Here is a 24,514-nt window from a genome sequence, read left to right as displayed (position 1 = left end):
GCGTCAAATGTACAAAATGAGACGGAGACACATGCAATGAGCGGCGACTATATTCTGTCGATACGCAAGGCGCCCAGCGTGGGGCGGATCAAGGGGAATACGGCATGAGCATCCGTGATGCAGTTCTAGCGAACTTGAAGAAGATTACCGATCCGGTTTCTGGTCAGGATATTGTGAGCGCGGGTATCGTGCGTGCATTGAATGTTGAAGGCGATACCGTTCGGTTTGTGCTGGAGATCGATCCCAAACAGGCCGAGAAGATGGAGCCCGTTCGCGCCACAGCCGAACAGGCGGCGCAGATGGTTGATGGTGTTTCAAAGGTCTCGGCAATGTTGACCGCGCATTCGGACAAGGCACCGCCTGATTTGAAGCCCAAGCCCAAGCCCTCACAAACCGGACCGCAGGCCGTTCCCGGTGTGGACCGGATCATCGCGGTTGCGTCGGGCAAGGGTGGCGTGGGCAAGTCCACCGTGTCGGCCAACCTTGCCTGTGCGCTGGCTGCTGAAGGCCGTCGCGTAGGCCTGTTGGACGCAGACGTATATGGCCCTTCACAACCCCGGATGCTGGGTGTGTCGGGGCGACCGGCCAGCCCAGATGGCAAGACGATCCTGCCGCTGCGCAATCACGGTGTCACCATGATGTCGATGGGGTTAATGACCAACGAAGGGCAGGCGGTTGTCTGGCGCGGCCCCATGCTGATGGGCGCCTTGCAGCAGATGATGAGTCAGGTGCAATGGGGCGCATTGGATGTGTTGATCGTTGATCTGCCCCCCGGAACCGGCGATGTGCAACTGACGCTGAGCCAGAAGTTTCAGGTGGATGGAGCCATTGTCGTCTCAACCCCACAGGATGTTGCTTTGATCGACGCCCGCAAGGGGATCGATATGTTCAACCAGCTCAAGACGCCCATTGTTGGGATGATCGAAAACATGTCGACGCATATTTGCTCGAATTGCGGACACGAAGAACATGTCTTTGGCCATGGCGGTGTTGCCTCAGAAGCCGAGGCGCTGGGCGTGCCATTGCTAGGGGAAATTCCGCTGCATCTGGATATCCGAGTTGCCGCCGACGGGGGTGCCCCCATCGTGGTCAGCAAACCTGACAGCCCGCAAGCCGAAGCCTTCCGCAAGATCGCCCGCGACATGATTGCCAAGGGCAAAGCGTGACCCAGCCGGTCTTTCCCCCATTGCTCAAAGGGCAACCTGCCAAGGCTGGCGAAGACCCGTTCGAGCGTGCCCAGGCGATGGCAGCGCTGGGCTGTGACGCGGGAACTGTGGTCCACAATATTCAGGCGGATCGTCTGCGCGTTGCGATTGTATTCGCGCCCGAGGTACCGTTGCAGGATGCTATGGCGATGCTGCCGCTTTGTGCTGTCGGGTTCCAGAATGCGCTGGGAGCGCTGGCCCCGCCCGAGGTCGCGGTGCACTTGGGTTGGGATGGGCTGATCTGTGTAAACGGTGCAAAATGTGGGACAATAAAAGTCTCAGCCTCGTCTGCCGAGGTGGATGAGGTTCCCGATTGGCTGATCGTTGGTTGGGAACTGGCCTTGCTTCAAACCAGCGATGCACCGGGGGAAACACCGGATGTTACCTCGCTCTATGATGAAGGATGCGCCGAGGTTTCTGCGACGCAGTTGGTCGAGAGCTGGTCGCGTCACATGTTAACCTGGTTGAACCGCTGGAACGAGGACGGTAACGCGCCGCTTCACGCTGAGTGGATGGGGCTGCTGCGCGGTGTCGGAGAACCTATTGGAGAAGGGGGTGTCTTTCTGGGCACCGATGAGCGCTTCGGTATGCTGATCCGCGACGGCGCGAACACACATATACGCCCGCTGACAGAATTATTGGAGACCGCCAGATGAAACTCGCCCGTGCTATCCATTTTGATGAAAGCGATATGAACGTGTTTCATTCACCCGCAAGAACCGGTGAATGGTGCATCTCGGGCGGATTCGAGTTTTCGAACTGGAGTGAGGCTGATCTGGAAGGCAAGGCGCGTCAGGCCTTTGCCAATGGATGGCTGGGGCTTGAAACCTTCGGGCGCGTTACACTTGTTGCCGTCACACAAGTCGAGCAGGCCGAGATTGACCAGATCACGCAATATCTGGCCGAGCATTTCGTGCAATTCTACGGCGCGCCTTCGGTTGAAGCCGCGTTAGAAGTGGCGCAGGCCGAAGTCTCACATATGTCCGAGCTGTGCGAAGATCATGCCCCGAACACATTGCTGACCGTCGTCCGAGAGCTGACGGGGGCAGGGGTGCACGAGGCATTCCGAGTGATCACCCCGCAAGAGACGCAACTTGAAGCGTTGGCCGTCCACGGCTCGCTGGACGATTAGATCAGATCGGCGAAGCCGCCGAATTGTCCGCGCTTGAAGATCAGCCCCTGACCTGGGCGATGCATGACCTGTTCAACATGACCAACAAGGATCAGGTGGTCACCTGCCTCATGACGGGCCGACAGGCGGCAATCGAAGCGGGCGAGGCATTCCGCAAGTCGGGGGCGTCCGGCGTCATCCTCCTGCCAATCCGCATGGGAAAAATCGAACCCGTTTCGCGCGAATTGCAATGCTTGGTCGTGCTGGTCCTGCGCCATTACGTGGATCGCGTAATGTTCGCAGTTGTGGAACGCGTCGTACCGGTTCGAATCCCGATCAAGACACCACAGGACCAGCGGCGGGTCCAGCGATACAGACGCAAATGAGTTCACCGTTATTGCTGCGGGGCCCTCGGAAGTATTTGTGGTCACAACGGTGACGCCGGTGCCGAAACAGCCCAGGGCCTCGCGAAAGGCAAGGCTTTGCTCGGGGCTGGGAATGAAAGTTTTTTCCGTCATCGCGCGCTCGTACATGGGCCTGTCTCAGGTGCCACGCGACGCCGGGATTGTCCACGGAAAGCTGCGGTGATTTTAGGAATTTCTGGTCAGTTCAGGTCTTCAAGCAACCGTCCGTGTTTGCGAGTCTCGGTGATGACGTCGCCAAAGGTCACCAAATTACGGGCCGTAAGCATCGGTAGCATCCGAACCAGCACTTCGGCGGTCGCGACGGCATCACCCAAAGCCGTGTGACGCAGGGCTTCGGGAATTGTTATGCCAAGCCGTTCGCAGACCGCGTCCAGCGTATGCGTTTCGCTTGCCCCGAACAGCACCGCCGACAACAGGACCGTATCCAGAATGGGGTGGCTCCATTCCACCCCCATACGCTCGGCATGGCGGCGCAGGAAAGCCATGTCGAATGGTGCGTTATGGGCAACAATGACGGCATCCCGGGCAAATTGGTGAAAGCTGCGACCGGCCTCGGCAATATCAGGCGCACCCTGAACCATCCGGTCGCTAACCTTATGCACTTTGGTTGAAGCTGGGGGGATCGGGATGCCGGGATCGACCAGGGTATCAAGCCGTTCGCCTTCGACGATCTTACCCTTTACGACGCGCACCGCACCGATCTGTACGATCTCATCCTTATGCGGGAGCAGGCCCGTGGTTTCGGTGTCAAAGACTACGAAGCAGAGGTCCAACAGGGGTCTATCTTCAAACGCGTCGTCACCGGGTGTGTCGAGAAGTTCGAAATCGTAAACCAGCGGGCGGGCCGCGTCGGGGTCGATCTGCGCAGCACTGTCATCGAAAACCAGCATGTAACCAGGGGCATCGCCCAATGGTTTCATACGGGCCGAATAGGATTGCCGCCCATCAACACTGGTCAGCGTGCAATGGACGTCTTTCCCGGTCTTGACCAGCTTCGCATAAGAATCCGTCAGGCCCGTCGCTTCGAGATAGTCAAACAGCGACGCGTTCAACCGGGGATGTGCGATCTGTGCCAGAACCTCAGCCGCCTGCGCGTCATATAGAACGATCTGATGCTTCGGTCCGGCTAAAAGCATTGCAACCGGAATCTCGGTCAGCAGCGCCGTTAGACGTTGTTTTTCCGAGGCCAGATGGGCCGTTTCCGCGGCCACGGCCTCAGCCGTGGTCATGGCGTTGGCAGCCAGTTGTTCGGCCAGTCCAGCGGCGGCGGGGGCCAGATCGCCCAAATAACGCGCCGCCTGAAGGTCCAAATCCGTGCTGACCCCGGCGTGTGCGCGCGCCCGGAGTTGGGCCGAGAGCCGCTCGATCGGTTTTGCAACGTTGTCATCAAAAAGAAGCCAGACTCCGGCAACTAGCGCCAACATTCCAAAAGCGATCAGTATCTCTGCGAAGATGAACGCATCCATAAGGGCAGGATCACTTGCCCTCTGATAACCGACCCACAAAGCCAGGGTGCTGATGATCAGCCCTCCTGCCGCAAGTAATAGGAAGAACAGGAACACCCTCAGGCGCAGGCTCAGATGGTTCAACATGGTCAGACCCCGCAGGTTGCCTCGATCACCGGATCTTCAGCGTCGATCTTGATCCAGCTGGCGTTCAGCAAACGTCCGTCATCGGCGAATTCGGCCCCGTCTGCCAGGTTGGCGCGGCTGTTTTCGGCGCAGTTTACAGCGACCGGCATCTTCGAGACCGGTGCCCAGCGTCCAAAGAAGTAAAGATCGACCAGACGCTCGTCCGGCAAATTGGCATTTGTGCGTACCGATGTGGCGTCGATCGCAGCAAAGCGGTCGACAAAGGGCACAGCGTACGTCCAAGGGCGATAAAAGGCGCGGCTTTCCACCTCCTGCACGATGGTGAGGCTGTCGGGCAGTTGGTCGCGCGTACGGTCATACCAAGAATACTCGCTGGTAATCGTCATACCGATCATCCCCGCACCTGCCGCAACCGGCGCGGCCCATTTGGGCAAGCGGCCCCCGGTCAGCTTGTTCACCACCATCACGACACCCGCAAAGGCAAAGCCTGCAAAAATCGTGCCGATCAGTTCCAGAAACATGTGATTTCTCCGTTCATTTCCAGTTTCTTAACCCAGCATTCCTTTGCCATGGCCAACCGCTGATTGCATGGTTTTTACCACGACAAAGGCATCGCGGAGATGACTTCGCTCAAAGTCCGACAATTCAGCGGGTGGCAGGTAATTGTCCGGTGCATCCCCGGATTTAACCAGACGCACTTGATGTTCCAATCGGGTCTCAGCGATCAGGTCATATGCGTCCAGTAAATCGCGTGCGCCAGACGCGCTGAGCACACCCGCAGCCTCGGCGGCGCTAAGACGGGCGCGGGTGTTCGCTTCGGTTAATTGTCCCTGCAGGCTGTAGATGCGTGCCAGATCCACGACAGGCACCACGCCATTATGCTTGAGGTCGAGCGTATTGCGATGCTCACCCGAACGTATGGTGGCGAATCCACGCAGCAGGCCCAGAGGAGGGGTGTGCTTGAGCGAGTTCGAGATCATATGCGCTACAAAGATCGAATTCGCATTGGCTGCCGCCAGCGTATCGGCCTGCAGGTCTGTGAACAGATCGAAGGACCCTCCGATAGGCCGCAGGTCAAACATCACCGAGGCCAGCATTTGCGCCTCAGGGTTGGGTTTGGCGATCCAGCCATTGAAATACTCGCGCCAGACACGCACGGGCTGGCACCAGCGAGGGTTGGTCGCCATCATGTCACCGGGGCAATAGAAATAACCGCAGGTATCCAGCCCGTCTGAGACGAATTTGGCCAGCGCAGCGAAGTAGGCCATATCACCGTCTGCCACACTGTCATCAAGCATCAGGCAATTATCCTGATCAGAAACTCCGGTCTGTTCCTGCCGTCCTTGCGAGCCGCAAGCAAGCCACAAGTAGGGCACTGGCGGCGCACCCAGTTCAGCCTCAGCCAGTGCCAGCAACCGCCGCGTCGCAGTGTCTGCGATGTCGGTGATCAGCCGTGTAACGATCTCGTGCCGGTTGCCACCCGCGACGAGTTGGACCAGCAGTTGTGGTATCTCAGCGGTGACTTGAGCCATCTCTTGCGGGCTGTCGGCGCGGGCAATTCGTCCTACCAACTCGGCAGAATTGACCGCCTGATAGCGGGTGAGGTCGGTTTGGGTTACGATTCCGACCAGCTTACCGGCCTCGGAAATTGGAATATGACCGATGCCACGTTCCATCATCACGTGTAATACGTCCGAGCCGATATCTGTCGGGGCAAGAATGATTGGATCGGCGGTCATGATCGCCGAAACCGCGGTGTCAGCGGGCATCGCCTCGGCGACGTATTTGCCGGAAATATCGCGGAGGGTTGCGATGCCCAACAATCTGTCCCCTTCGGTCACGCAAAGCGATGAGATATGGCGGTCGCGCATGATCTGCGCGGCGTTTTGAACCGGAGTATCGGGCGGGCAGGTGGCAGGGTCACGAGCCATCAGCACATCAATTGCACTGGTAGCCAGGCTTTGCGGTCCGCTCCGCCCACCGCGTGAACGGTTAAAGAACTTGGACACCACATCGTGACCTTCGATCAGGTTTTTCACAAGGTCTGGCGGCAACATGATCAACACTGACGGCGTGTGCGCGCGCGCATGTGTGGCGGCTTTGCCGTCCTTCAGCAATCCGCGCTCACCAAAAGAATTGCGCAATCCCAGATGCGAAACGACAGCGCCGTTCTCATCGGTAATTTCTACCTGTCCTTCATAGATCACAAAGACGCCGGGCAGAGCGTTGCCCAACTGGTAAATGCTGCCATCGGCATCGACTTCGCGCACTTCGATCTGCTTGGCCAGATCGTCCAAAGCATCATGGGGCAACGAGTCATAGGGGTGTACAGACTTCAGAAACCGGGTGATTTCGTCATGGGACAGGGGCATTTACGCTCTCCGGAGTTCCGAACAAAAATCCCGCCCGGTGGTGTGCCGGGCGGGAACAGTAAGTCGAAAGATGCGATCGAAGACAAGAGCCGCCGACCGCATCACACTCAGTGATCCTGAGCTGCGCCCGCACCACGGGGAATGCGAATGCTTTCGACCATATCTTTGATCTCCTGCGGAGTCTCTTTGGTCATACCGGCAACGACGTAGGCGACACCGAAGTTGATCATCGCACCGATGGCGCCGAACGAGGTCGACTTGATCGGACCCAGAAGCGGATCAGCATCGGTGAACGAGTTGGTGCCCGGAATGAACAGCCAGCCCTTATGCAGGAAGATGTAGACCAGGGTTACGGTCAGACCAGCCAGCATACCTGCAACCGCGCCGGTGTTGTTGATGCGGGTCGAGAAGATCCCCATCATCAGCGCCGGGAAGATCGAGGCAGCCGCCAGACCGAAGGCCAAGGCCACGGTTTGTGCCGCAAAGCCCGGAGGGTTGAGACCCAGGTAGGTTGCAACAACGATGGCTACAGCCATTGCAATCCGTGCCGCCAGAAGTTCACCCTTTTCAGAGATCGACGGGTTGATTGCACCTTTGACAAGGTCATGGGACACAGCCGACGAGATCGCCAGCAGCAGGCCCGCAGCGGTTGACAGAGCAGCCGCAAGACCACCAGCAGCGACCAGACCAATCACCCAACCTGGCAAGTTGGCAATCTCAGGATTGGCCAGAACCAGGATGTCGCGGTTGAACTTGGTCAGCTCGTTACCGACCCAGCCTTTTTCTTCGGCGATTGCAGTCATCGCCTCGGATTTGTCGTTGTAGTACTGGATCTTGCCGTCGCCGTTCTTGTCTTCCCAATCCAGCAGACCGGTTTTCTGCCAAGTGGCCATCCAGTCGTAACGCGGATCATTGTCGATTTCCTCGACCGAAACAGCACCACCTTCGATGCCACCATTGGGCCACATCATGTCGGTGATGTTCAGGCGCGCCATTGCGCCAACCGCAGGGGCGGTCAGATACAGCAGAGCGATGAAGACCAGCGCCCAGCCTGCCGACCAACGTGCGTCAGACACTTTGGGAACGGTGAAAAAGCGCATGATGACGTGCGGCAGACCAGCTGTACCGATCATCAGCGACAAGGTGAACAGCACCATGTTCAGCGTGTTCGAGTGGTGAGCCGTGTAGTCGTTGAAGCCCAACTCGGTCACGATGGCGTCCAGCTTAGTCAGCAGGGGTTCACCGCTGGCTGTGTCACCAAACAGACCCAGCGCCGGAACAGGCGTGCCGGTCAGCTGCAGCGAGATAAAGATAGCCGGGATGGTATAAGCGGTGATCAGCACGCAGTACTGAGCGACCTGAGTGTAGGTCACGCCCTTCATCCCACCAAACACCGCGTAGGCAAACACAACGCCCGCACCGATCAGCAGACCAGTGGTGTTGGACACTTCGAGAAAGCGGCCAAAGGCCACGCCAACACCGGTCATCTGACCGATCACGTAGGTCACCGACGCAACGATCAGACAGATCACCGCAACGATACGTGCAGTCTGGCTGTAGAAACGATCGCCGATGAATTCCGACACGGTGAACTTGCCGAACTTACGCAGGTAGGGCGCAAGCAGCAGGGCCAGCAGCACGTAGCCACCGGTCCAACCCATCAGGAAGGTCGAGTTGTCGTAGCCGGTAAAGGCAATCAGGCCCGCCATCGAGATGAACGAGGCCGCAGACATCCAGTCCGCCGCTGTCGCCATACCGTTGGTGACCGGATGAACGCCGCGACCGGCGGCATAGAATTCCGATGTGGAACCCGCACGGGCCCAGATCGCGATGCCGATGTAAAGCGCAAAAGACGCGCCCACAAACAGCAGGTTGATGGTAAACTGATCCATGCCTATTACTCCTCGTCCACGCCGTGTTCAGCGTCGAGCTTGTTCATGCGCCAGGCGTAGTTGAAGATCAGCACCAGAAAGACCAGGATCGATCCTTGCTGAGCGAACCAAAAGCCCAGATCTGTACCGCCAACGGCGATGCCGGACAGCAGCGGACGCAGCAGAATGCCGAATCCAAACGACACCAGCGCCCAAATCGCGAGGCTGATGTAGATGAGGCGCAGGTTGGCCTGCCAATAGCCCTTGTCGGCTTCAGCAGTCTGCGCGGAGTTTGTTGAATGATCCGCCATCGCGGGTTCCTCCTTCGCTTCCCTCATTGGCGGCCCATTGCCCAACTCCTCCAGTGCGGTGGGCCGCTTCTCGGTTGTGCCAAACGCCCCGTGACGTCAGGCATAACTTCTCTGGTCCGCCAAGGCGGGTCCATTGAAGTATTCTGATTTAGGATCAAAGCCCTAGGGCTTATCTCCTCCCCTTATTTCATGACCTCGCCGACAATCCCTTGAAGGTCTTGCGCGATGTCGTCGATCTGGCCCATGGCATCGATGCCTTTCAGCACACCTTGGGCTTGATAGTAGTCAATCAGCGGTGCGGTCTGCGCGTGATAGGCCGCCAGACGCGACGCGACCGTCTCGGCATTGTCGTCGGCGCGGCGTTTGAATTCTGTGTGTCCGCACTTGTCGCATTTGCCGTCTTCGACGGGCAGCTTGTACGTGTCGTGATAGCCCTCACCGCATCCAGCGCAGGTGTAGCGACCCGAAATCCGCGTCACCATCTCGGCGTCTTCAACTTCAAGGCTGATGGCCGCGTTGATCTTCTGATCTGAAGACGCGAGCAGACCATCAAGAGCCTCGGCCTGGACTGTGGTCCGGGGGAAACCATCTAGTATGACGCCCTTGGCGCAGTCCGGTTCTGCCATGCGGTCGCGCAGGATCGCGATGACGATGCCGTCGCTGACAAGATCGCCTGCCTCCATAACCGCTTTGGCAGCATTACCAGCCTCGGTACCTGCGGCGACCGCGTCACGCAGCAGATCACCGGTGCTGAGTTGTACAAGCCCGAACTTCTCTTCAAGCATACGAGCCTGCGTACCCTTCCCGGCGCCCGGAGGGCCGAGAAGGATCAGAACAGCGGGGGATATGGTCGTGGCAGCGTCCATCACATCCTCACTTGTTTGCCCGGTTTTCGATCAGGTCTTCGACCACTGACGGATCGGCCAGGGTCGACGTATCGCCAAGCGAACCAAAGTCGTTCTCGGCAATCTTGCGCAGAATTCGGCGCATGATCTTGCCCGAGCGAGTCTTGGGCAGGCCGGGGGCCCACTGGATCACATCAGGCGAGGCAATCGGGCCGATCTCGGTCCGGACCCAGGTGCGCAGCTCTTTCAGCAACTCATCCGACGGCTCGCGGTCATTCATCAAAGTGACATAGCAATAGATGCCTTGCCCTTTGATTTCATGGGGGTAACCAACCACAGCGGCCTCGGCGACGGCGGCATGGGCGACCAGCGCGCTTTCCACCTCGGCCGTGCCCATCCGGTGGCCGGAGACGTTGATTACATCATCGACGCGGCCAGTGATCCAGTAATCGCCATCCTCATCGCGACGGCAGCCATCGCCGGTGAAGTAGTAGCCTTTGTAGTCCGAGAAATAGGTCTTCTCGAACCGCTCATGATCGCCCCAAACAGTGCGCATTTGACCGGGCCAGCTGTCTTTGATGCACAGAACACCCTCAACGCCATTTCCCTCGATCTCAACACCGGATTGCGGGTCCAGAACCACCGGCTGGATGCCGAAGAACGGTTTCATCGCCGAGCCGGGCTTCATCGCATGCGCACCGGGCAGGGGGGTCATAAGGTGACCGCCGGTTTCGGTCTGCCACCAGGTGTCAACAATCGGGCATTTACCTTTGCCAACAACTTCATTGTACCAGTTCCAGGCTTCCGGGTTGATCGGCTCGCCGACTGTGCCCAGCGTCCGGAGATCGCTCAGGTCGCATTTCTCGACGAACTCGGTACCCTGACCCATCAGAGCGCGAATTGCCGTCGGAGCGGTGTAGAACTGGTTCACCTTGTGCTTTTCGCACACCTGCCAGAAGCGTGATGCATCCGGATAGGTCGGCACGCCTTCGAACATCAGTGTGGTCGCGCCGTTGGCCAGTGGACCGTAGACGATATAGCTGTGGCCGGTGACCCAGCCAACATCGGCGGTGCACCAGTAAACGTCGCCTTCATGGTAGTCGAATGTGATCTCATGTGTCATCGCGGCATAGACCAGATAACCGCCGGTCGTATGGACGACACCTTTGGGCTGACCGGTCGAACCGGAAGTATAGAGAATGAACAGCGGATCTTCGGCATTCATCTCGGCGGGTGCGCAATAGTCATCCGCTTCAAGCGCCATTTCGTTGTAATCATAGTCGCGGCCATCAATCCAAGTGGTCTGCCCACCGGTGCGTTTGACCACCAGACATTTCACGCTGTCTTTGCAGTGCAGCAGTGCCGCGTCTGCGTTGGACTTCAGCGGAGTCTTGCGGCCACCACGTGGTGCCTCATCGGCAGTGATGACGACCTTGGCATCACATCCGTTGACTCGGGCTGCCAACGCATCGGGTGAAAACCCAGCAAATACAATCGAATGGATTGCTCCGATCCGTGCACAAGCCAGCATCGCATAGGCTGCTTCTGGGATCATCGGCAGATAGATCACAACGCGGTCACCTTTGCGCACGCCCATCGATTCGAGAATATTGGCCATGCGACAGGTGCGACGGTGCAATTCGGCGTAGGTAATGTGCTGAGCTTCGTCGTTTGGATCATCCGGTTCCCAGATGATCGCGGTCTGATCGCTGCGCGTATTCAAATGACGGTCAAGACAGTTGGCCGAGACGTTTAGCGTGCCGTCCGCATACCAGTTGATACCAACCGAACCAAAATCATAGCTGACGTCTTTGACCTGAGTATAAGGCTTGATCCAGTCAACGCGCTTGCCTTGCTCATCCCAGAATGCTTCGGGGTTGTTGATCGACGCAGCGTACATATCTGCGTATTTGTCGGCGTCGACATGCGCACGGGCGACAGTTTCTGCGGATGGCGGATATGTCTTGGCATCTGCCTGGGCAGCGGTAGTCATCTTTGAGGCTCCTCCCTCTGGACTGGATTACATGGGACCGATTTTGCCAGCCGATTAGGCAATGTCGATCCGGTTCCTCCCCAAGTTGAATAATACGGGGATCAGAAAAGAAATAAATAAATTGCCATAATCCTTGGATTTCTTTGTAAAGAAATTTCATTTTCGGCACTAACATTGTAAATAATTCTGAAATTGTGCGTAATATACACCTTAAATCAGCAAGATAGCTGTAATGACCTAAGTGCTCATTGGCATGTGTCTGGGGCTTTGGCCGATAGCTTCACTTTAATCTCGAAGTCTGGTGGCGATAACACCACTTCTCCTCGCAGGGGTTGGCAGCTTCTAGACTTGGCGCTAGCTTCACAAACAAGCATCCCGATAGGGGGCGCAACTAAGGGAGATACCACTATGAAAAAGATGTTGAGCGGTGCGGCTTTTGCCGCCCTGAGTGTGGCGTTTGTCACCGAAGCAGCCGCGACCGAATGGAATGCCTCGGTCTGGGGTAAGCGCCGCGCATTTACCGAGCATGTTGAGAAACTGGCTGAACTGGTGAACGAAAAAACCGGCGGCGATTTCACCATCAATGTTAGCTATGGCGGATTGTCGAAGCCCAAGGAAAACCTGGATGGAATCGAGATTGGCGCGTTCGAGATGGCGCAGTTCTGTGCGGGCTATCACCGCGATAAGAACCGCGCGATCACCGTTTTGGAACTGCCCTTCCTTGGCGTAAACACATTGGATGAAGAGGTGGCCGTCAGCCACGCAGTCTACGATCATCCAGCAGTCAAGGACGAGATGGCGCAGTGGAACGCGCGCATCATCATGACTTCACCGATGCCTCAATATAATCTTGTTGGTACCGGTGACCCTCGTGATGAGCTTGCCGAGTTCGACGGTATGCGCGTACGCGCCACTGGCGGTTTGGGGCAAGCATTTGAAGCGGTTGGTGGCGTACCTACGTCCGTGCCCGCGACCGAAGCCTATAATGCGATGGAATCTGGCGTGGTCGATACCGTGGCCTTCGCTCAGCATGCGCATTTGTCATTCGGGACGATCAACGAAGCTGACTGGTGGACGGCCAATCTGAATCCTGGAACGGTAAACTGTCCGGTGGTGGTGAATATCGACGCTTATGAAGCGCTGCCAGCCGAACATCGCGAAGCGCTGGACAGCTCGATTGATGAGGCAATCGATCACTATCTGGCCAACTACGGTGGACTGCTTGAAAAGTGGGATGGCGTGCTGGCAGAGAAAGGCGTTGAAAAGGTCGAGATTGACGATGCCGTGCTTGAGGAGTTTCGCGCCAAAGCCGCTGATCCGATTCGCGCGAAGTGGATCGAAGACATGACCGCTCAGGGTCTACCTGCGCAGGATCTTTATGATCTTGTGCAATCGACACTGCAACAGCAGCGCGGCGGTAACTGATCGCCACAGCCGGGTGTCATTAGGCACCCGGCATCTCCTTCAATCAAAGGAATGCTGAGATGGCAGGACATGCCACGGTGCTTGAGGATGGCAGTCTTCTAAGTCGTTTGGATCACCGTTTGTTACGTCTAGAGCGTTTTATGGCGCTGATCAGCGGCTTCGCGGTTTTCGGGCTGATGGTGCTGGCTGTTGTGTCAGTCAGCGGCCGAAACGCATTAAACGCGCCTTTGCCCGGATATGTTGACTGGATTGAACAGGCGATGCCCCTGATCGCGTTTCTGGGTATTTCGTTTGTGCAGCGCGATGGCGGGCACATCCGAATGGATATCGTTATCTCGCGTCTGAAAGGGCGGGCGCTGTGGTTGTTCGAGCTGATCTCGGTTCTGTTGATACTGCTGCTGATGCTGGCGCTGGTTTGGGGTAGTTGGTCCCACTTTGACCGGTCCTTTGACTTCGGCGCTCCGATGTGGAGTCGCGACAGCTCGATTGATATCGGGATTCCTATTTGGCCAGCCAAGCTACTGGCACCCGTTGCTTTTTCGGTGCTGTGCGCCCGGCTAATCTTGCAGGTCTGGGGCTATGGACGCGCCTTCATACTTGGGCTCGAGACCCCGGTGGCCGTACCGCTGATACAGGATGCCGCCGCACAGGCTGCAGCCGAGGCCGAACAATTCGAAGGACGTAACTGACCCATGGACACGATTGATATCGGCCTTTGGGTCACTGCCGGACTGTTGGTTCTTGTCGTCACTGGCATGCGGGTGGCATTTGCTGCAGGTCTGGCAGGGTTGGTTGGCCTTGTTTGGATATTCTGGGCAAAGTTTGGGTATGATCCCGAGCGGTTTGGTAAGGCACTGACGGTGGCCGTCAAAACGGCTGGCCAGGTGCCACATTCCAAGGTGGCGTCTCATACGCTGAGCCTGATCCCAACATTCATCCTGATCGGCTATCTAGCCTACTACGCTGGCCTGACCCGCGCCTTGTTTGAGGCGGCAAAACGCTGGGTGGCATGGGTGCCTGGCGGGTTGGCGGTTTCAACGATTTTTGCGACCGCCGGTTTCGCCGCCGTATCAGGTGCATCGGTCGCCACATCAGCCGTCTTTGCGCGCATCGCCATCCCTGAAATGCTGGCCGTCGGGTATAATAAACGTTTCGCCGCCGGTGTGGTTGCCGCTGGCGGGACCTTGGCCTCGCTAATCCCCCCATCCGCGATCCTTGTGATTTACGCCATCATTGTCGAGCAGGATGTGGGAAAACTGCTGCTCGCAGGCTTCATCCCTGGCGCGTTTTCGGCGGTGATCTATGGCTTGCTGATCGTCGGTATCGCCGTGATCTTCAAGTCCGTCGGACCGCCGGTCACCGGGTTTACCTGGAAACAACGATTTGCTGCTCTTCCGGGCGCACTGCCCATTGTGGCGGTGATCCTCATCATAATCTGCTTTGTCTATAACCCCTTCGGCGACAAGGCTTGGGGCACCCCGACCGAGGGCGGGGCCATCGGGGCCTTCATCGTGTTCTGCTTTGCCCTGATCCACGGCATGCGCTGGCCTGAATTCAAATCGGCTTTGCTTGAAACCGCCAAACTGACCGCCATGATCTTCGCAATCATCTGGGGTGTTCTGATCTATGTGCGGTTTCTAGGATTTGCTGATTTGCCGGGGGCGTTTTCCGACTGGATCACTTCGCTCGAAATGTCACCTATGTTGATCCTGATCTGCATACTGCTGGCCTATGCAGTGCTGGGCATGTTCATGGATGCGATCGGTATGCTGCTTTTGACACTTCCGGTCGTGTATCCCGCCGTTATGGCCCTGAACGGAGGCGAGGCCGTCAGCGCAGCAGACAGCGCCTTTGGTATGTCCGGGCCGATGTGTGCGATCTGGTTTGGAATCTTGGTGGTCAAAATGGCCGAGTTTTGCCTGATCACACCTCCTATTGGTCTAAACTGTTTTGTTGTCGCAGGCGTGAGGCCTGATCTTAGTGTTCAGGATGTCTTCAAAGGGGTAACGCCGTTCTTCATTGCCGATGCACTTACCATCGCACTGCTGGTGGCCTTTCCAGGGATTGTTCTATACCTGCCATCGCTTGCGGGATAAGAAAAAGCCCCGGCCAAAGGCCGGAGCACAGTTTTAGAAGTGCGGGTTCTTTATCCTGCCCGCATCAACATCCCGAACAGATCCCGCGGGTCGTCAGGGTCTGCCAGCATATCCAATGGCTCATAGAAATCAGTGCCTTCAATCGCGCTTTTGATGTAACGTAGTGCCGAGAAGTCCTCGATCGCGAAGCCGACACTGTCGAACAACGTGATCTGTCGATCATCGGTGCGCCCTTTGGCCTGTCCGGTCATCACTTCCCACATCTCGGTGACAGGGTGATCATTCTCCAGAGCTTGAATTTCACCTTCGATCCGCGTTTGCTCGGGGTATTCTACAAAGATATTCGAGCGCAGAAGGATATCGCGGTGCAGTTCGGTTTTGCCGGGGCAATCACCGCCAATCGCGTTGATGTGCACACCGTGGCCGACCATGTTGTCGGTCAGGATGGTGGCGTATTTCTTGTCAGCGGTGCAGGTCGTTATGATCTGAGCGCCTTCGATTGCGTCCTCCGGCGTTTTGCTGGGCACGACCGTCAGCCCTTTGCCCTGCAGATTGGCTGCACATTTCGCCGTCGCGTTCGGGTCGGTATCGTAGAGCCTGACCGTGTCGATCCCGCACATGGCTTTGAAGGCGAGGCACTGGAACTCGGATTGCGCGCCGTTTCCAATCATCGCCATCGTCGTTGCGGATTTGGGCGCGAGATATTTGCCGACCAGAGCAGAGGTTGCCGCTGTCCGCAAAGCAGTCAACATCGTCATTTCGGTCAACAATGTCGGGTAACCGGTATAGACATCAGCCAGCAGGCCAAACGCGGTCACGGTCTGCAGGCCCTCAGACGTATTTTTGGGATGCCCGTTGACGTATTTGAACCCGTATGCCTCACCATCCGAGGTTGGCATCAGTTCGATCACCCCATGTGGTGAGTGGGCCGGGATGCGGGGCGTTTTGTCAAAGCTCTCCCAGCGTTTAAAATCGGATTCGATCTGCGCGGCAATCTGCGTGATCATCTGTTCGACCCCGATGTGGTGGACCAGACGCATCATGTTGTCGACGGATACAAATGGCACGAGGGCCTTATCAGAAGGTTGCATCAAAGACTCCTATCGGCGGGAAAGATGGATACCAGCGATCATACAACGTACGGATCCACCGGCTGTTTCAATTGTGGGAACCGAGAGCGGCAGCGGAGTTGCACTGGCTTCGATGATCGCGACTTGAGCAGGTGTAAGAGCCTGTAGCGCTCGGCTGGACAACGCCAGGACAAGACCATCATTGCCACTAAGCTCAATCGCGTTTCCTGCAAAATCTGCAATCTGCTCATGGGACAGATCGATGACAGTACGGCCAGATTCCTCAAGCCGTGCCCGAACTGTTGCCCGACGTTCTGGGTTGGAAATCATGTCCAAACAGATAAGGACGTAGTGCGTGCCGATCCCCATTAGGACATTGGTGTGATAGACATCACGGCCTTCAGCGTCCTTTGCATCAAAGGCAATCGGCTCATAGTTGAAATGCGTACAGAAACGCTCCAACAACACCGGATCGGCGCGGTTGGATCGAACGGTGTAGGCAATACGGCCCACGTGATCCAGAACCATTGCGCCCGTGCCCTCAAGCGCGAGGTCGTCCTGTTCGAGGCCGGAATAGTCGATGACGTCTTGCACTCGATATTCCCTCTTCAGTAACTCAATTACATCTGAGCGTCTTTCGCGTCTGCGCGATGGAACGAACATCGGATAAACAGCGACATGACCGCCTGGATGGGTCGAAAACCAGTTGTTTGGGAACACGCTGTCGGGGGTGTCACGTTCGCCTTCGTCGTCAAACACATGAACGGTCACACCAGCAGCGCGAAGCTGTTCTACTGCTTTGTCATGCTCATCCCGCGCGGCAGCAGACGTCGCTGCAGCAGATCGATTTGCCAGTGTTTGAAATGCATTGTCGTCGCGGGTTTCAGGATTCGACGCAAATGCGTGCGGGCGCACCATCACGACAGCTGAAGGAGATTGAAGAGAAATCATCAGAAGCTCCGGGTTGGGCGATCGAAGATGCGACGACCCATCAGCGAGGCTGCAAGATCGACCATCAGTTTTGCGGTTCGGCCGCGCTCATCCAGGAATGGGTTCAGTTCAACTAGATCCAGCGAACAAACGAGACCGCTTTCATGCAGCAATTCCATGACCAGATGGGCCTCACGTTCGGTGGCACCGCCGGGGACAGTGGTGCCGACGGCTGGTGCGATCGACGGGTCAAGGAAATCTACATCCAGCGAGACATGCAGGATGCCGTTTGCTGCGCGTACTTTATCAAGGAAGGCCAGTAGGGGTGCCTTGATCCCGTGCTCGTCGATGCTACGCATATCGGCCAGCATCGCGTGATCTTTTTCCAACGCCGCACGTTCGGCGGGATCGACCGAGCGCAGACCGATCATACCGACGCGATCCGTTGGGATCGGCGATATCAGCGGTGGAAAGGCGTCAAAGCCTGACTGGCCAGTGAAATAAGCGACCGGCGTTCCATGCAAATTGCCGCTGGCCGTGCTGCTGGGCGTATGAAAATCGCTATGTGCATCCAGCCAGAGCACGAAAAGAGGGCGCCCGATACGGTCTGCATGTGCCGCCATTCCTGCCACCGTGCCCATCGACAGGGCGTGATCACCGCCCATGAAAATAGGAAGGCCTTCAAGCGCGGCCTCTTGTGCCGTGCGGCTTAGCGCCTGTGTCCAGCCCACGCATTCCGGTAAAGAGAACAGATGGGTGTCTTCCGAAATGTCGACGGCATCTGGTCGCGTGTCACCGATGTCCGACACAGAATGCCCGAGATCTGACAGCGCTTGGGCGAGACCCGCGACCCGATAGGCATCTGGACCCATCCGACAGCCTTGGCGGTGTTTGCCGGCATCCATAGGCGCTCCGGCGAGAATGATGTTCATTTTGCTCATAAGTCTATCTATCGATACGATATGAGTTGAGAAAAGAGATCAAATTGGTCAAAGTGAATTGGCTAATTCCGATTTGGTAATCACGCATGGACGAACTGGACAATCGCTTATTGAACGCACTGCACAGGGACGCTCGGGCATCGTTGTCGGAACTGGCTGAACTGCTCGGGGTGACCCGAACAACCGTGCGCAGCCGACTAAAGCGGCTTCAGCAGTCTGGCGAAATCGTCGGCTTTACCGTTGTGACACGGCAGGGCGTATCGGAAAGCCCTGTTCGTGGATTGATGATGCTTGAGATCGCAGGCCGCGGGACCGAGCGGATCAGATCGCGGATCGCTGCGATGCGTCAGGTTCGGGCGGTGCACTCAACCAATGGAAGTTGGGATCTGATCGCAGAGATCGGAACCGATACACTGGATGAGCTTGATGAAGTCCTGTTCCAGATCCGTCGGATGGAGGGCGTTACACGATCTGAGACCAATCTGTTGCTCTCGACACGCAAGGGACGCTCGTGACGCGTTGGCCTAGGCCCTTTGCCGGATGGAAAATTCGTGCAAAGCTTTGAATTGACACTGATCTGAGGATCGCGGGGCAGGGGCGAACGGAATGACGACACAGCCGACAACGGAAGAGACACGCGCCGTACGTCTGGCCGAGTATGTGACAGGGCTGTTGGAAAAGCCGCTGGTCAAGATTGCGGTTCCGTTGCTGATTACAGGAATCGCGCTTGCGGTTCTGCATGACCTCTCTGCGCATGTGAAATGGTCAGATATCCAAAGCGATATCGCAGCGAAACCATGGAAATTCATGTTTTTTGCGATGTGCTGGACGGCTTTCAGTTTTCTGTCGCTTTCGTTCTACGATGTGCTTGCCGTGCAGAGCGTCGCCGATGGAAAAGTGCCTTTGCCCGTCGCAGGGATGGCCGGAGCAAGCGGCTATGCGGTATCGAACTGCCTAGGATTCTCCTATATCACCGGCACCGCGATCCGATACCGTATCTATGCGTCGCTGGGGCTTGATCTTGGCCGCGTGGCCGGGGTGATCGCGACCTCTTGGGTGGCGTTCTGGATGGGACTGATCCTGCTTTTGGGCCTGTTGCTTACAATACACCCGGATGGCATTTCCAAGGTCCTGCCGATCAGTGAAACGACGGAAACTGTGATCGGTCTGAGCATGTTGGCGGGGCTTGCGGTCTTGTTTGTCTGGCTTTCAAGCGGAGGGCGGCGATTGGCCTATGGCGGGTTTGGGTTCAACCTGCCGGGCGGCAAGCTGGCAAGTCTGCTGACAATCGCGGCGGTAGGCGATCTGTTCGGCGCTTCAATGGCGCTGTATGTGCTTATGCCGGACGATCTGGGGGTTGGCTACCCGTATTTCTTCGCGGTCTATATAGGCGCAATAGCGGTGGGTATCCTTAGCCATGCACCGGGTGGAATCGGTGTGTTCGAAGCCACTCTGATCGCTGGTCTAGGGGCGTCGGGCCGGTCTGATGTGATCGCTGCGCTTCTGCTCTACCGACTGGTCTATACGTTCCTTCCGTTTGCCATCGCCAGCCTGTCGATCGCGGTCGCGTCGGTGCTGACACAGCGCCATCGCATCGGGGGCGCGGTCACTTGGGTCTATCGCGCAATTCGCCCCATTGTCCCGATGGTGGCTGCCGGCGTCGCGGCTGTGGCAGGAGTTATCCTGTTGGTTTCAGGGGCTTTGCCTTCCAGTACGCAGAACCTTGGCGTACTGCGAGAGGTTTTGCCTTTGTCATTTGTCGAGGCATCTCATCTTGCAGGCAGCGCCGTGGGTGTCCTACTGCTACTTGTCTCACGTGGTCTATTCCGCAAGCTCTATCGGGCATGGGTTGTTGCCATGCTTTTGATGGTGGCAGGTTTCTTCGCCTCGCTCGCCAAAGGGCTTGATACGCATGAAGCCCTTTCATTGCTGTTCACGATTGGCCTTTTGGCGATGTTTCGGGGAGCGTTTTACCGGGTAAGCGGTGCATCTATCTTTCGGTTAAATATCCCTTGGCTGGTCAGCGTCGTCGCGTTGCTGGCGGTGATTTTCTGGATTGGATTGTTCGCTTATTCCCATGTCGAATATCAAAACGCGCTGTGGTGGGACTTTGCCTGGAGTGGAGATGCCTCGCGATTCCTGCGGTCCAGCCTCGTGGTGGCCGTGATCGTTGGCATCGTGGCGGTGAACTCGCTGTTCGGCCGTGAAATCCCCGCGCCGGTTAGGACTGAAATCCCCGAAGTTGTCGAACGTCTCGTGATGGAGAGCGAAGACACCGAATCCCAGATTTCGCTGACCGGTGACAAGCAATTCCTGATCTCGCCTGACGAAACCGCATTCCTTGCCTATGCCGATACTGGCAATGCGCTGATCACCAAAGGAGAGCCTGTGGGTGATGAGCAAGCGGGGCAGCAACTGATCTGGCAATTGCGAGAAATGGCCGATCGCGAAGGCAAGCTTTGTGCGTTTTACAGTGTATCGACCAAATATCTGCCGACATTCCTGGACCTCGGCCTATCGATCCTGAAGATCGGAGAAGTGGCCCGCGTACCGCTGCAGAATTTTTCGCTGGACGGAAAATCGCGCAAACGGTTCCGGCAGGCGAAGAACAGGGCCGAGCGTGAGGGGTACAAGTTCGAAATTATCCCCAAGGAACAGCTTGCACCGGTGTTGCCCGAACTTCGTCAGATCTCGGACGATTGGTTGGCGCAAAAGGCAGGTGAGGAAAAGGGTTTTGCCTTGGGCGGCTTTGATGATGCCTACCTTTCTTATTTCGACCATGCGGTTCTGCGGGATGAGACGGGCAAGATCATGGCCTTCGCCAACCTGTTTCAAGGCGGAAATAAATCCGAACTGTCTCTGGATTTGATGCGTTATGAACCGGACAGCCCCAGCTTTGTCATGGATGCGCTGTTTGCTGAGATGATGGTCTGGGGGTCCGAGCAGGGATTCCACTGGTTCTCACTGGGCGCAGCGCCATTTTCAGGGATCGAAAACCGGCAGTTGGCCTCGCTTTGGAATCGGATCGGTGGGTTCGTTTATGAACATGGCGAACAATTCTACCACTTCGAAGGCCTGCGCGCCTTCAAGCAGAAATTCGATCCGGAATGGAGCCCCAACTATCTAGCCAGCCCCGGCGGGTTGGCCGCGCCACGTATCCTCTACGAAGTTAACATCCTGATCTCGGGTGGCCTGCGCGGGTTGACGAAATAGGCCTCAGTTCAAGCTGGCGCGTGTTGGCGTTTTCTCCAACAGATCACCCCAATCGGTGCGATAGGCCATCTCGGCCAGCACCGTCTCGGGTAGGAATTCCTGATTCTGCCGAATCTGCCAACCACCACCCAGACCTTTGTAGATCGCGACCAGATTCGAAGAGACCTCCTGCCGGGCCTCGATCAGGTTCGCCTGCGATCGTAATAGCGCGGTCTGCGTGTTCAGGATACGCGAATAGCTGGCGATGCCGTCTCGGTACTGATCGACCGCGATTTCAGCCGCCTTGCGCGAAGCTTCGACGCTGCGCTGATAAAAGGTGACCTGTTTGCGCGCCTGTGCGTAAGCAACCATCGCGCTTTCGACCTCGGAATACGCGGTCAGAACGGTATTCTGATAGTTGGCGATCAACGCTTGATAGGCGGCATCCTGCGCGCGGACATTGTTCTTGATGCGGCCATAATTCAGGACGTTCCAGACAACGCCTGCGCTAGCCAATCCTGTGGCGCTGTTGGTGCTGAACAGATCGCGCCCACCCGAGGCCTGCAAACCGATCGCGCCCGACAGAATGAACTGCGGATAGAGATCAGCTAACGCGATCCCGACCTGCGCCGATTGGGTGGCTGCCGCCAACTCGGCGGCGCGGACGTCAGGTCGTCGCCGCAGCAATTCGGCGGGCACACCAACGGCCACGTTGCTGCGCCCTGTTGGAATTCGGCCTGAATTGCCGATCAAGCCAGTCATCTGGGAAGGGGTTTTGCCCAACAGAACCGCCAGTGCGTTCTTGGCTTGTTGGATATCGCTTTCCAACTCGGGCACGAGTGCCTTGGTGTTGTTGAGCAGGGCAGTCGATTCCTGCACATCCAACTCGGTTGTAACGCCGTTGTTGAAGCGCAGCTGAGTGAGGTCTGCCGATGCCTGCTGAATCGTGATGTTTTCCCGCGCGATGCGCAGAGCCTCTTGCAACGAACGGATGTTGATATAAAGCGCCGCTACGTCCCCGGTCAGCGTGACCAGTGCGTCGTCATAATTAGCAACCTGCAGTGCCAGGTTCGATCGCGCGGCCTGTACGCCGCGACGTTGCTGGCCCCATACGTCCAGTTCCCATTGCGCATCAAACCCAACCTGCGAGGTCGAGAATTCGGTGTCCAAAGGGATGATCCGCCGGATATCCGAAATCGGCCCAAGATTGTCGCTGATCTGTCGGCGTTGGAGCGAACCGCCCACGGCCTGCGATTGCGGGTAGAGCTCTCCGAATGCGATACCAAGCTGCGCGCGGGCCTGAAGTACGCGGGCACCTGCGACCTGTAAGGTCAGGTTCTGCGCATAGGCTTCGGCGATCAGCTTGTTCAGCGTCGGATCATTGAATGTCTCCCACCAGCGCACAACCGGAGCGCTGCGCGAGGTCAGGCCGCTCTGGCCCGCGCTGGGGTTGTTGACCTCCATCCATTGCTTCACGACCGGAGAGTTTGGGCGCACGAAATCAGGCCCCACCGGTGTACAGGCGGTGAGGGTGGCAGCGCAAAGGGCAGTGCCTAACAACCGGCGGAGTGTCATCGTACGCATCCTCAGATATCCAGTGGCCGGATGAAGTTGGCGAAGGAATAGAGGCGAATGTTGATGCGCCTCAGAAACTCAAAGCTTTTTCCCATGCCGGTGTAAATCGCCACCGCAGCGTGGCCACCTGCAGGAAAAGTATGCCCCTCAGGCACATCGACCGAGATCTGAACAGCGATCCGACCGGGCAGTTTTGGCAGCTCAAAGCCGGGCAGGCGGCCTGAGGGCAGGTATTGGCCCTGACGAGTGGCCCACCAGACGGCTTCGACTTTGCCGGTAAGAATCTCACCGGGATAGAGGTCCAGCGCGACTTCAACCGGTTGGCCGACCTCGACGAATTTCAGGTTCTGCTGGCGGAATGTGGCCAGAATATAGGGGTCTTCTTCGGTGACAAAGCTGGCAATGGCACCCAGACGAATTTCCCCCACAACCATACCGGGGCGTGCCTGTTGCGATACGATCATGCCATTTTCGGGGGCGTAGATGGTGGTGTTCTCAAGAAAATACTCGGCCTCGGCCAGCTGCGCCTCAGCCTCAATAATGCCGGTATTCACGCCGTCGATCTGCGAATCCAGCGCAAGGTTGGCCTTTTCAAGATTGGCCTGAGCTTCCTTAATCTTCGCCTGATCTTCCGCGACCTGTTCGTTCCAGCGGTCTAGTTCATCCTGGCGGGCGCCCCCAGCGGGAACGAGGTTTTCGTATCGCGCTTGTTCGGTCAGCGCATAGGCCAGCTGCGCGTTCGCGCGTTCGACTGCTTCTCCCGCCGCGATAACGTCCTGTTCAAGGATCTTTGCGTTTTGCTGCGCCGCCACCAGCTGTGCATTCGCCTTGTCCACGGCCAGCGAAAACACCGTCTCGTCGAACTTATACAGCGGATCGCCCTTAGTGACCCAGGTGTTGGGCTCGACCAAAACCTCGGACAGGATTGTGGGCTGAGTCAGACGCGGGACGATCTGGATGGTGGAGCGCACGACGTGGCTGTCGACGGAAAAGGGCTGAAAGAAGCGCAGCGCGACCAAAAAGATCAGCAGCAGATGAGCGCCGACCCAGAATGAGACGATCCCCCACATGATGTTGAATTTCAGCCATTGCACCTTGAAGAAGATGAACCAGACAAAAATAATGTAGAAAAGCGTGATGCCTAGGGCGACGAACATGAGTGCTGAATTCCTTTGGCCTTAGGCTTGCTTTGTTTCGTCGGTATCAAGTGGGTCCTGGTATTCCGGTTTGACTGTACCGCCCAGACGCTTGATTTCATCCCTTATGGCCTTGCGTTCTTCATCAGGGCCGCGGCGCATGTCGACGGTGACGCCGTCGTGAAACGCCCAGATAAAGGCATGCACCCAAGGGACAATCGCCAAAAATCCCATCCATCCCATGATCTTGACCGCTTCGGCATGGGGGTGATTGCGTTTGATCGCGATACGTCCGGGCAAGCCCATTATGAATAGAAACAACGCCATCACCGCTGCCAGCAGCAAGATAAGTGCCACAAATGTCAGATAGTCATAGTAGCCCAGCGGCTGCCCCAAAAGTCCCATGCTCGCGCCTCCTGTTGTT

At 57.1% G+C, this 24,514-nt stretch carries 22 protein-coding genes; 8 read left to right on the top strand and 14 right to left on the bottom strand.

The window, feature by feature from the left end; genetic code table 11:
• The first annotated feature begins 104 nt into the window (after nt 1-104).
• Genes ACR0NE_RS18005 through ACR0NE_RS17995 form a run of 3 tightly spaced genes read left to right on the top strand, consistent with a single transcriptional unit; the run spans nt 105 to nt 2,337 of the window.
• Nucleotides 105-1,166: an Mrp/NBP35 family ATP-binding protein gene (locus tag ACR0NE_RS18005; protein WP_170393356.1), complete on the top strand. Its 1,062-nt coding sequence runs from the start codon at nt 105-107 to the stop codon at nt 1,164-1,166.
• Nucleotides 1,163-1,861, top strand: coding sequence for a biotin/lipoate--protein ligase family protein (locus ACR0NE_RS18000; protein ID WP_170595894.1), 699 nt, complete (start codon nt 1,163-1,165; stop codon nt 1,859-1,861). The genes ACR0NE_RS18005 and ACR0NE_RS18000 overlap by 4 nt, the downstream gene beginning before the upstream one ends.
• Entirely contained in the window at nt 1,858-2,337 is a 480-nt protein-coding gene (locus ACR0NE_RS17995) for a DUF6505 family protein (RefSeq protein ID WP_170595892.1), read from the top strand. The genes ACR0NE_RS18000 and ACR0NE_RS17995 overlap by 4 nt, the downstream gene beginning before the upstream one ends.
• On the opposite strand, the gene ACR0NE_RS17990 is transcribed toward ACR0NE_RS17995, so the two are convergent.
• The 8 genes from ACR0NE_RS17990 to acs all read right to left on the bottom strand — a co-directional run bounded on the left by ACR0NE_RS17990 (nt 2,334) and on the right by acs (nt 11,725).
• Nucleotides 2,334-2,834 (bottom strand): flavin reductase family protein, encoded by a 501-nt coding sequence (locus ACR0NE_RS17990; RefSeq protein ID WP_170595890.1) that lies wholly within the window; start codon nt 2,832-2,834, stop codon nt 2,334-2,336. The two genes, ACR0NE_RS17995 and ACR0NE_RS17990, sit on opposite strands and share 4 nt — an antisense overlap.
• An 86-nt stretch (nt 2,835-2,920) precedes the next feature.
• Nucleotides 2,921-4,333 (bottom strand): 3'-5' exonuclease, encoded by a 1,413-nt coding sequence (locus ACR0NE_RS17985; RefSeq protein ID WP_170421193.1) that lies wholly within the window; start codon nt 4,331-4,333, stop codon nt 2,921-2,923.
• Nucleotides 4,334-4,335: 2 nt separating this feature from the next.
• Nucleotides 4,336-4,854 carry a hypothetical protein gene (locus ACR0NE_RS17980; protein WP_170393351.1) on the bottom strand — a complete coding sequence of 173 codons (519 nt, stop codon included), beginning with the start codon at nt 4,852-4,854 and terminating at the stop codon, nt 4,336-4,338.
• Nucleotides 4,855-4,881: 27 nt separating this feature from the next.
• Nucleotides 4,882-6,705, bottom strand: a complete 1,824-nt coding sequence (locus ACR0NE_RS17975) for a DUF294 nucleotidyltransferase-like domain-containing protein (RefSeq protein ID WP_170595888.1) — start codon at nt 6,703-6,705, stop codon at nt 4,882-4,884.
• A 107-nt stretch (nt 6,706-6,812) separates the two neighbouring features.
• Nucleotides 6,813-8,597 (bottom strand): sodium:solute symporter family protein, encoded by a 1,785-nt coding sequence (locus ACR0NE_RS17970; protein WP_170393349.1) that lies wholly within the window; start codon nt 8,595-8,597, stop codon nt 6,813-6,815.
• Nucleotides 8,598-8,602: 5 nt separating this feature from the next.
• Nucleotides 8,603-8,887 (bottom strand): DUF4212 domain-containing protein, encoded by a 285-nt coding sequence (locus ACR0NE_RS17965; RefSeq protein WP_010439512.1) that lies wholly within the window; start codon nt 8,885-8,887, stop codon nt 8,603-8,605.
• A gap of 182 nt (nt 8,888-9,069) precedes the next feature.
• Nucleotides 9,070-9,753, bottom strand: a complete 684-nt coding sequence (locus tag ACR0NE_RS17960) for an adenylate kinase (RefSeq protein WP_170595885.1) — start codon at nt 9,751-9,753, stop codon at nt 9,070-9,072.
• Nucleotides 9,754-9,760: 7 nt separating this feature from the next.
• A complete protein-coding gene (gene acs, locus ACR0NE_RS17955) occupies nt 9,761-11,725 on the bottom strand; it encodes an acetate--CoA ligase (protein WP_170595883.1) in 1,965 nt (654 codons plus the stop codon).
• Nucleotides 11,726-12,133: 408 nt separating this feature from the next.
• Between acs and ACR0NE_RS17950 the strand changes: the two genes are divergently transcribed.
• Genes ACR0NE_RS17950 through ACR0NE_RS17940 form a run of 3 tightly spaced genes read left to right on the top strand, consistent with a single transcriptional unit; the run spans nt 12,134 to nt 15,246 of the window.
• Nucleotides 12,134-13,150 (top strand): C4-dicarboxylate TRAP transporter substrate-binding protein, encoded by a 1,017-nt coding sequence (locus ACR0NE_RS17950; RefSeq protein ID WP_170405200.1) that lies wholly within the window; start codon nt 12,134-12,136, stop codon nt 13,148-13,150.
• Nucleotides 13,151-13,209: 59 nt separating this feature from the next.
• On the top strand, nt 13,210-13,839 hold the full coding sequence (locus ACR0NE_RS17945; RefSeq protein WP_170595881.1) for a TRAP transporter small permease: 630 nt from the start codon (nt 13,210-13,212) through the stop codon (nt 13,837-13,839).
• A 3-nt stretch (nt 13,840-13,842) separates the two neighbouring features.
• Nucleotides 13,843-15,246, top strand: a complete 1,404-nt coding sequence (locus tag ACR0NE_RS17940) for a TRAP transporter large permease (RefSeq protein WP_170393344.1) — start codon at nt 13,843-13,845, stop codon at nt 15,244-15,246.
• A gap of 50 nt (nt 15,247-15,296) precedes the next feature.
• On the opposite strand, the gene ACR0NE_RS17935 is transcribed toward ACR0NE_RS17940, so the two are convergent.
• The 3 genes from ACR0NE_RS17935 to rocF are packed head-to-tail and all read right to left on the bottom strand — an operon-like array spanning nt 15,297 to nt 18,187.
• Nucleotides 15,297-16,340 (bottom strand): ornithine cyclodeaminase, encoded by a 1,044-nt coding sequence (locus tag ACR0NE_RS17935; protein WP_170595879.1) that lies wholly within the window; start codon nt 16,338-16,340, stop codon nt 15,297-15,299.
• 6 nt (nt 16,341-16,346) lie between these two features.
• Nucleotides 16,347-17,267, bottom strand: coding sequence for a citrulline utilization hydrolase CtlX (gene ctlX, locus ACR0NE_RS17930; protein WP_170595876.1), 921 nt, complete (start codon nt 17,265-17,267; stop codon nt 16,347-16,349).
• Nucleotides 17,267-18,187 (bottom strand): arginase, encoded by a 921-nt coding sequence (gene rocF / locus ACR0NE_RS17925; RefSeq protein WP_170510398.1) that lies wholly within the window; start codon nt 18,185-18,187, stop codon nt 17,267-17,269. The genes ctlX and rocF overlap by 1 nt, the downstream gene beginning before the upstream one ends.
• An 86-nt stretch (nt 18,188-18,273) precedes the next feature.
• On the opposite strand from rocF, the gene ACR0NE_RS17920 reads away from it, so the two are divergent.
• Together ACR0NE_RS17920 and mprF are read left to right on the top strand one after the other, a co-directional pair.
• Complete coding sequence (locus tag ACR0NE_RS17920; RefSeq protein ID WP_170393340.1) at nt 18,274-18,702, top strand: Lrp/AsnC family transcriptional regulator; 429 nt, start codon at nt 18,274-18,276, stop codon at nt 18,700-18,702.
• A 91-nt stretch (nt 18,703-18,793) separates the two neighbouring features.
• A complete protein-coding gene (gene mprF, locus ACR0NE_RS17915) occupies nt 18,794-21,400 on the top strand; it encodes a bifunctional lysylphosphatidylglycerol flippase/synthetase MprF (protein ID WP_170405209.1) in 2,607 nt (868 codons plus the stop codon).
• Nucleotides 21,401-21,403: 3 nt separating this feature from the next.
• Here mprF and ACR0NE_RS17910 read toward each other — a convergent pair whose 3' ends face one another.
• From ACR0NE_RS17910 to ACR0NE_RS17900, 3 genes are read right to left on the bottom strand one after another with little or no spacing between them, the layout of a single operon-like run.
• Complete coding sequence (locus ACR0NE_RS17910; RefSeq protein ID WP_480459381.1) at nt 21,404-22,954, bottom strand: efflux transporter outer membrane subunit; 1,551 nt, start codon at nt 22,952-22,954, stop codon at nt 21,404-21,406.
• A gap of 11 nt (nt 22,955-22,965) precedes the next feature.
• Complete coding sequence (locus ACR0NE_RS17905; RefSeq protein WP_170595872.1) at nt 22,966-24,111, bottom strand: HlyD family secretion protein; 1,146 nt, start codon at nt 24,109-24,111, stop codon at nt 22,966-22,968.
• A gap of 21 nt (nt 24,112-24,132) precedes the next feature.
• Nucleotides 24,133-24,495 (bottom strand): DUF3302 domain-containing protein, encoded by a 363-nt coding sequence (locus ACR0NE_RS17900; RefSeq protein ID WP_170393336.1) that lies wholly within the window; start codon nt 24,493-24,495, stop codon nt 24,133-24,135.
• Nucleotides 24,496-24,514 lie beyond the last annotated feature (19 nt).

Source organism: Ruegeria sp. C9, assembly GCF_056537585.1.
The sequence above is the reverse complement of the archived record's forward strand: the minus strand, read 5'-3'. Positions and strand labels throughout refer to the sequence as shown.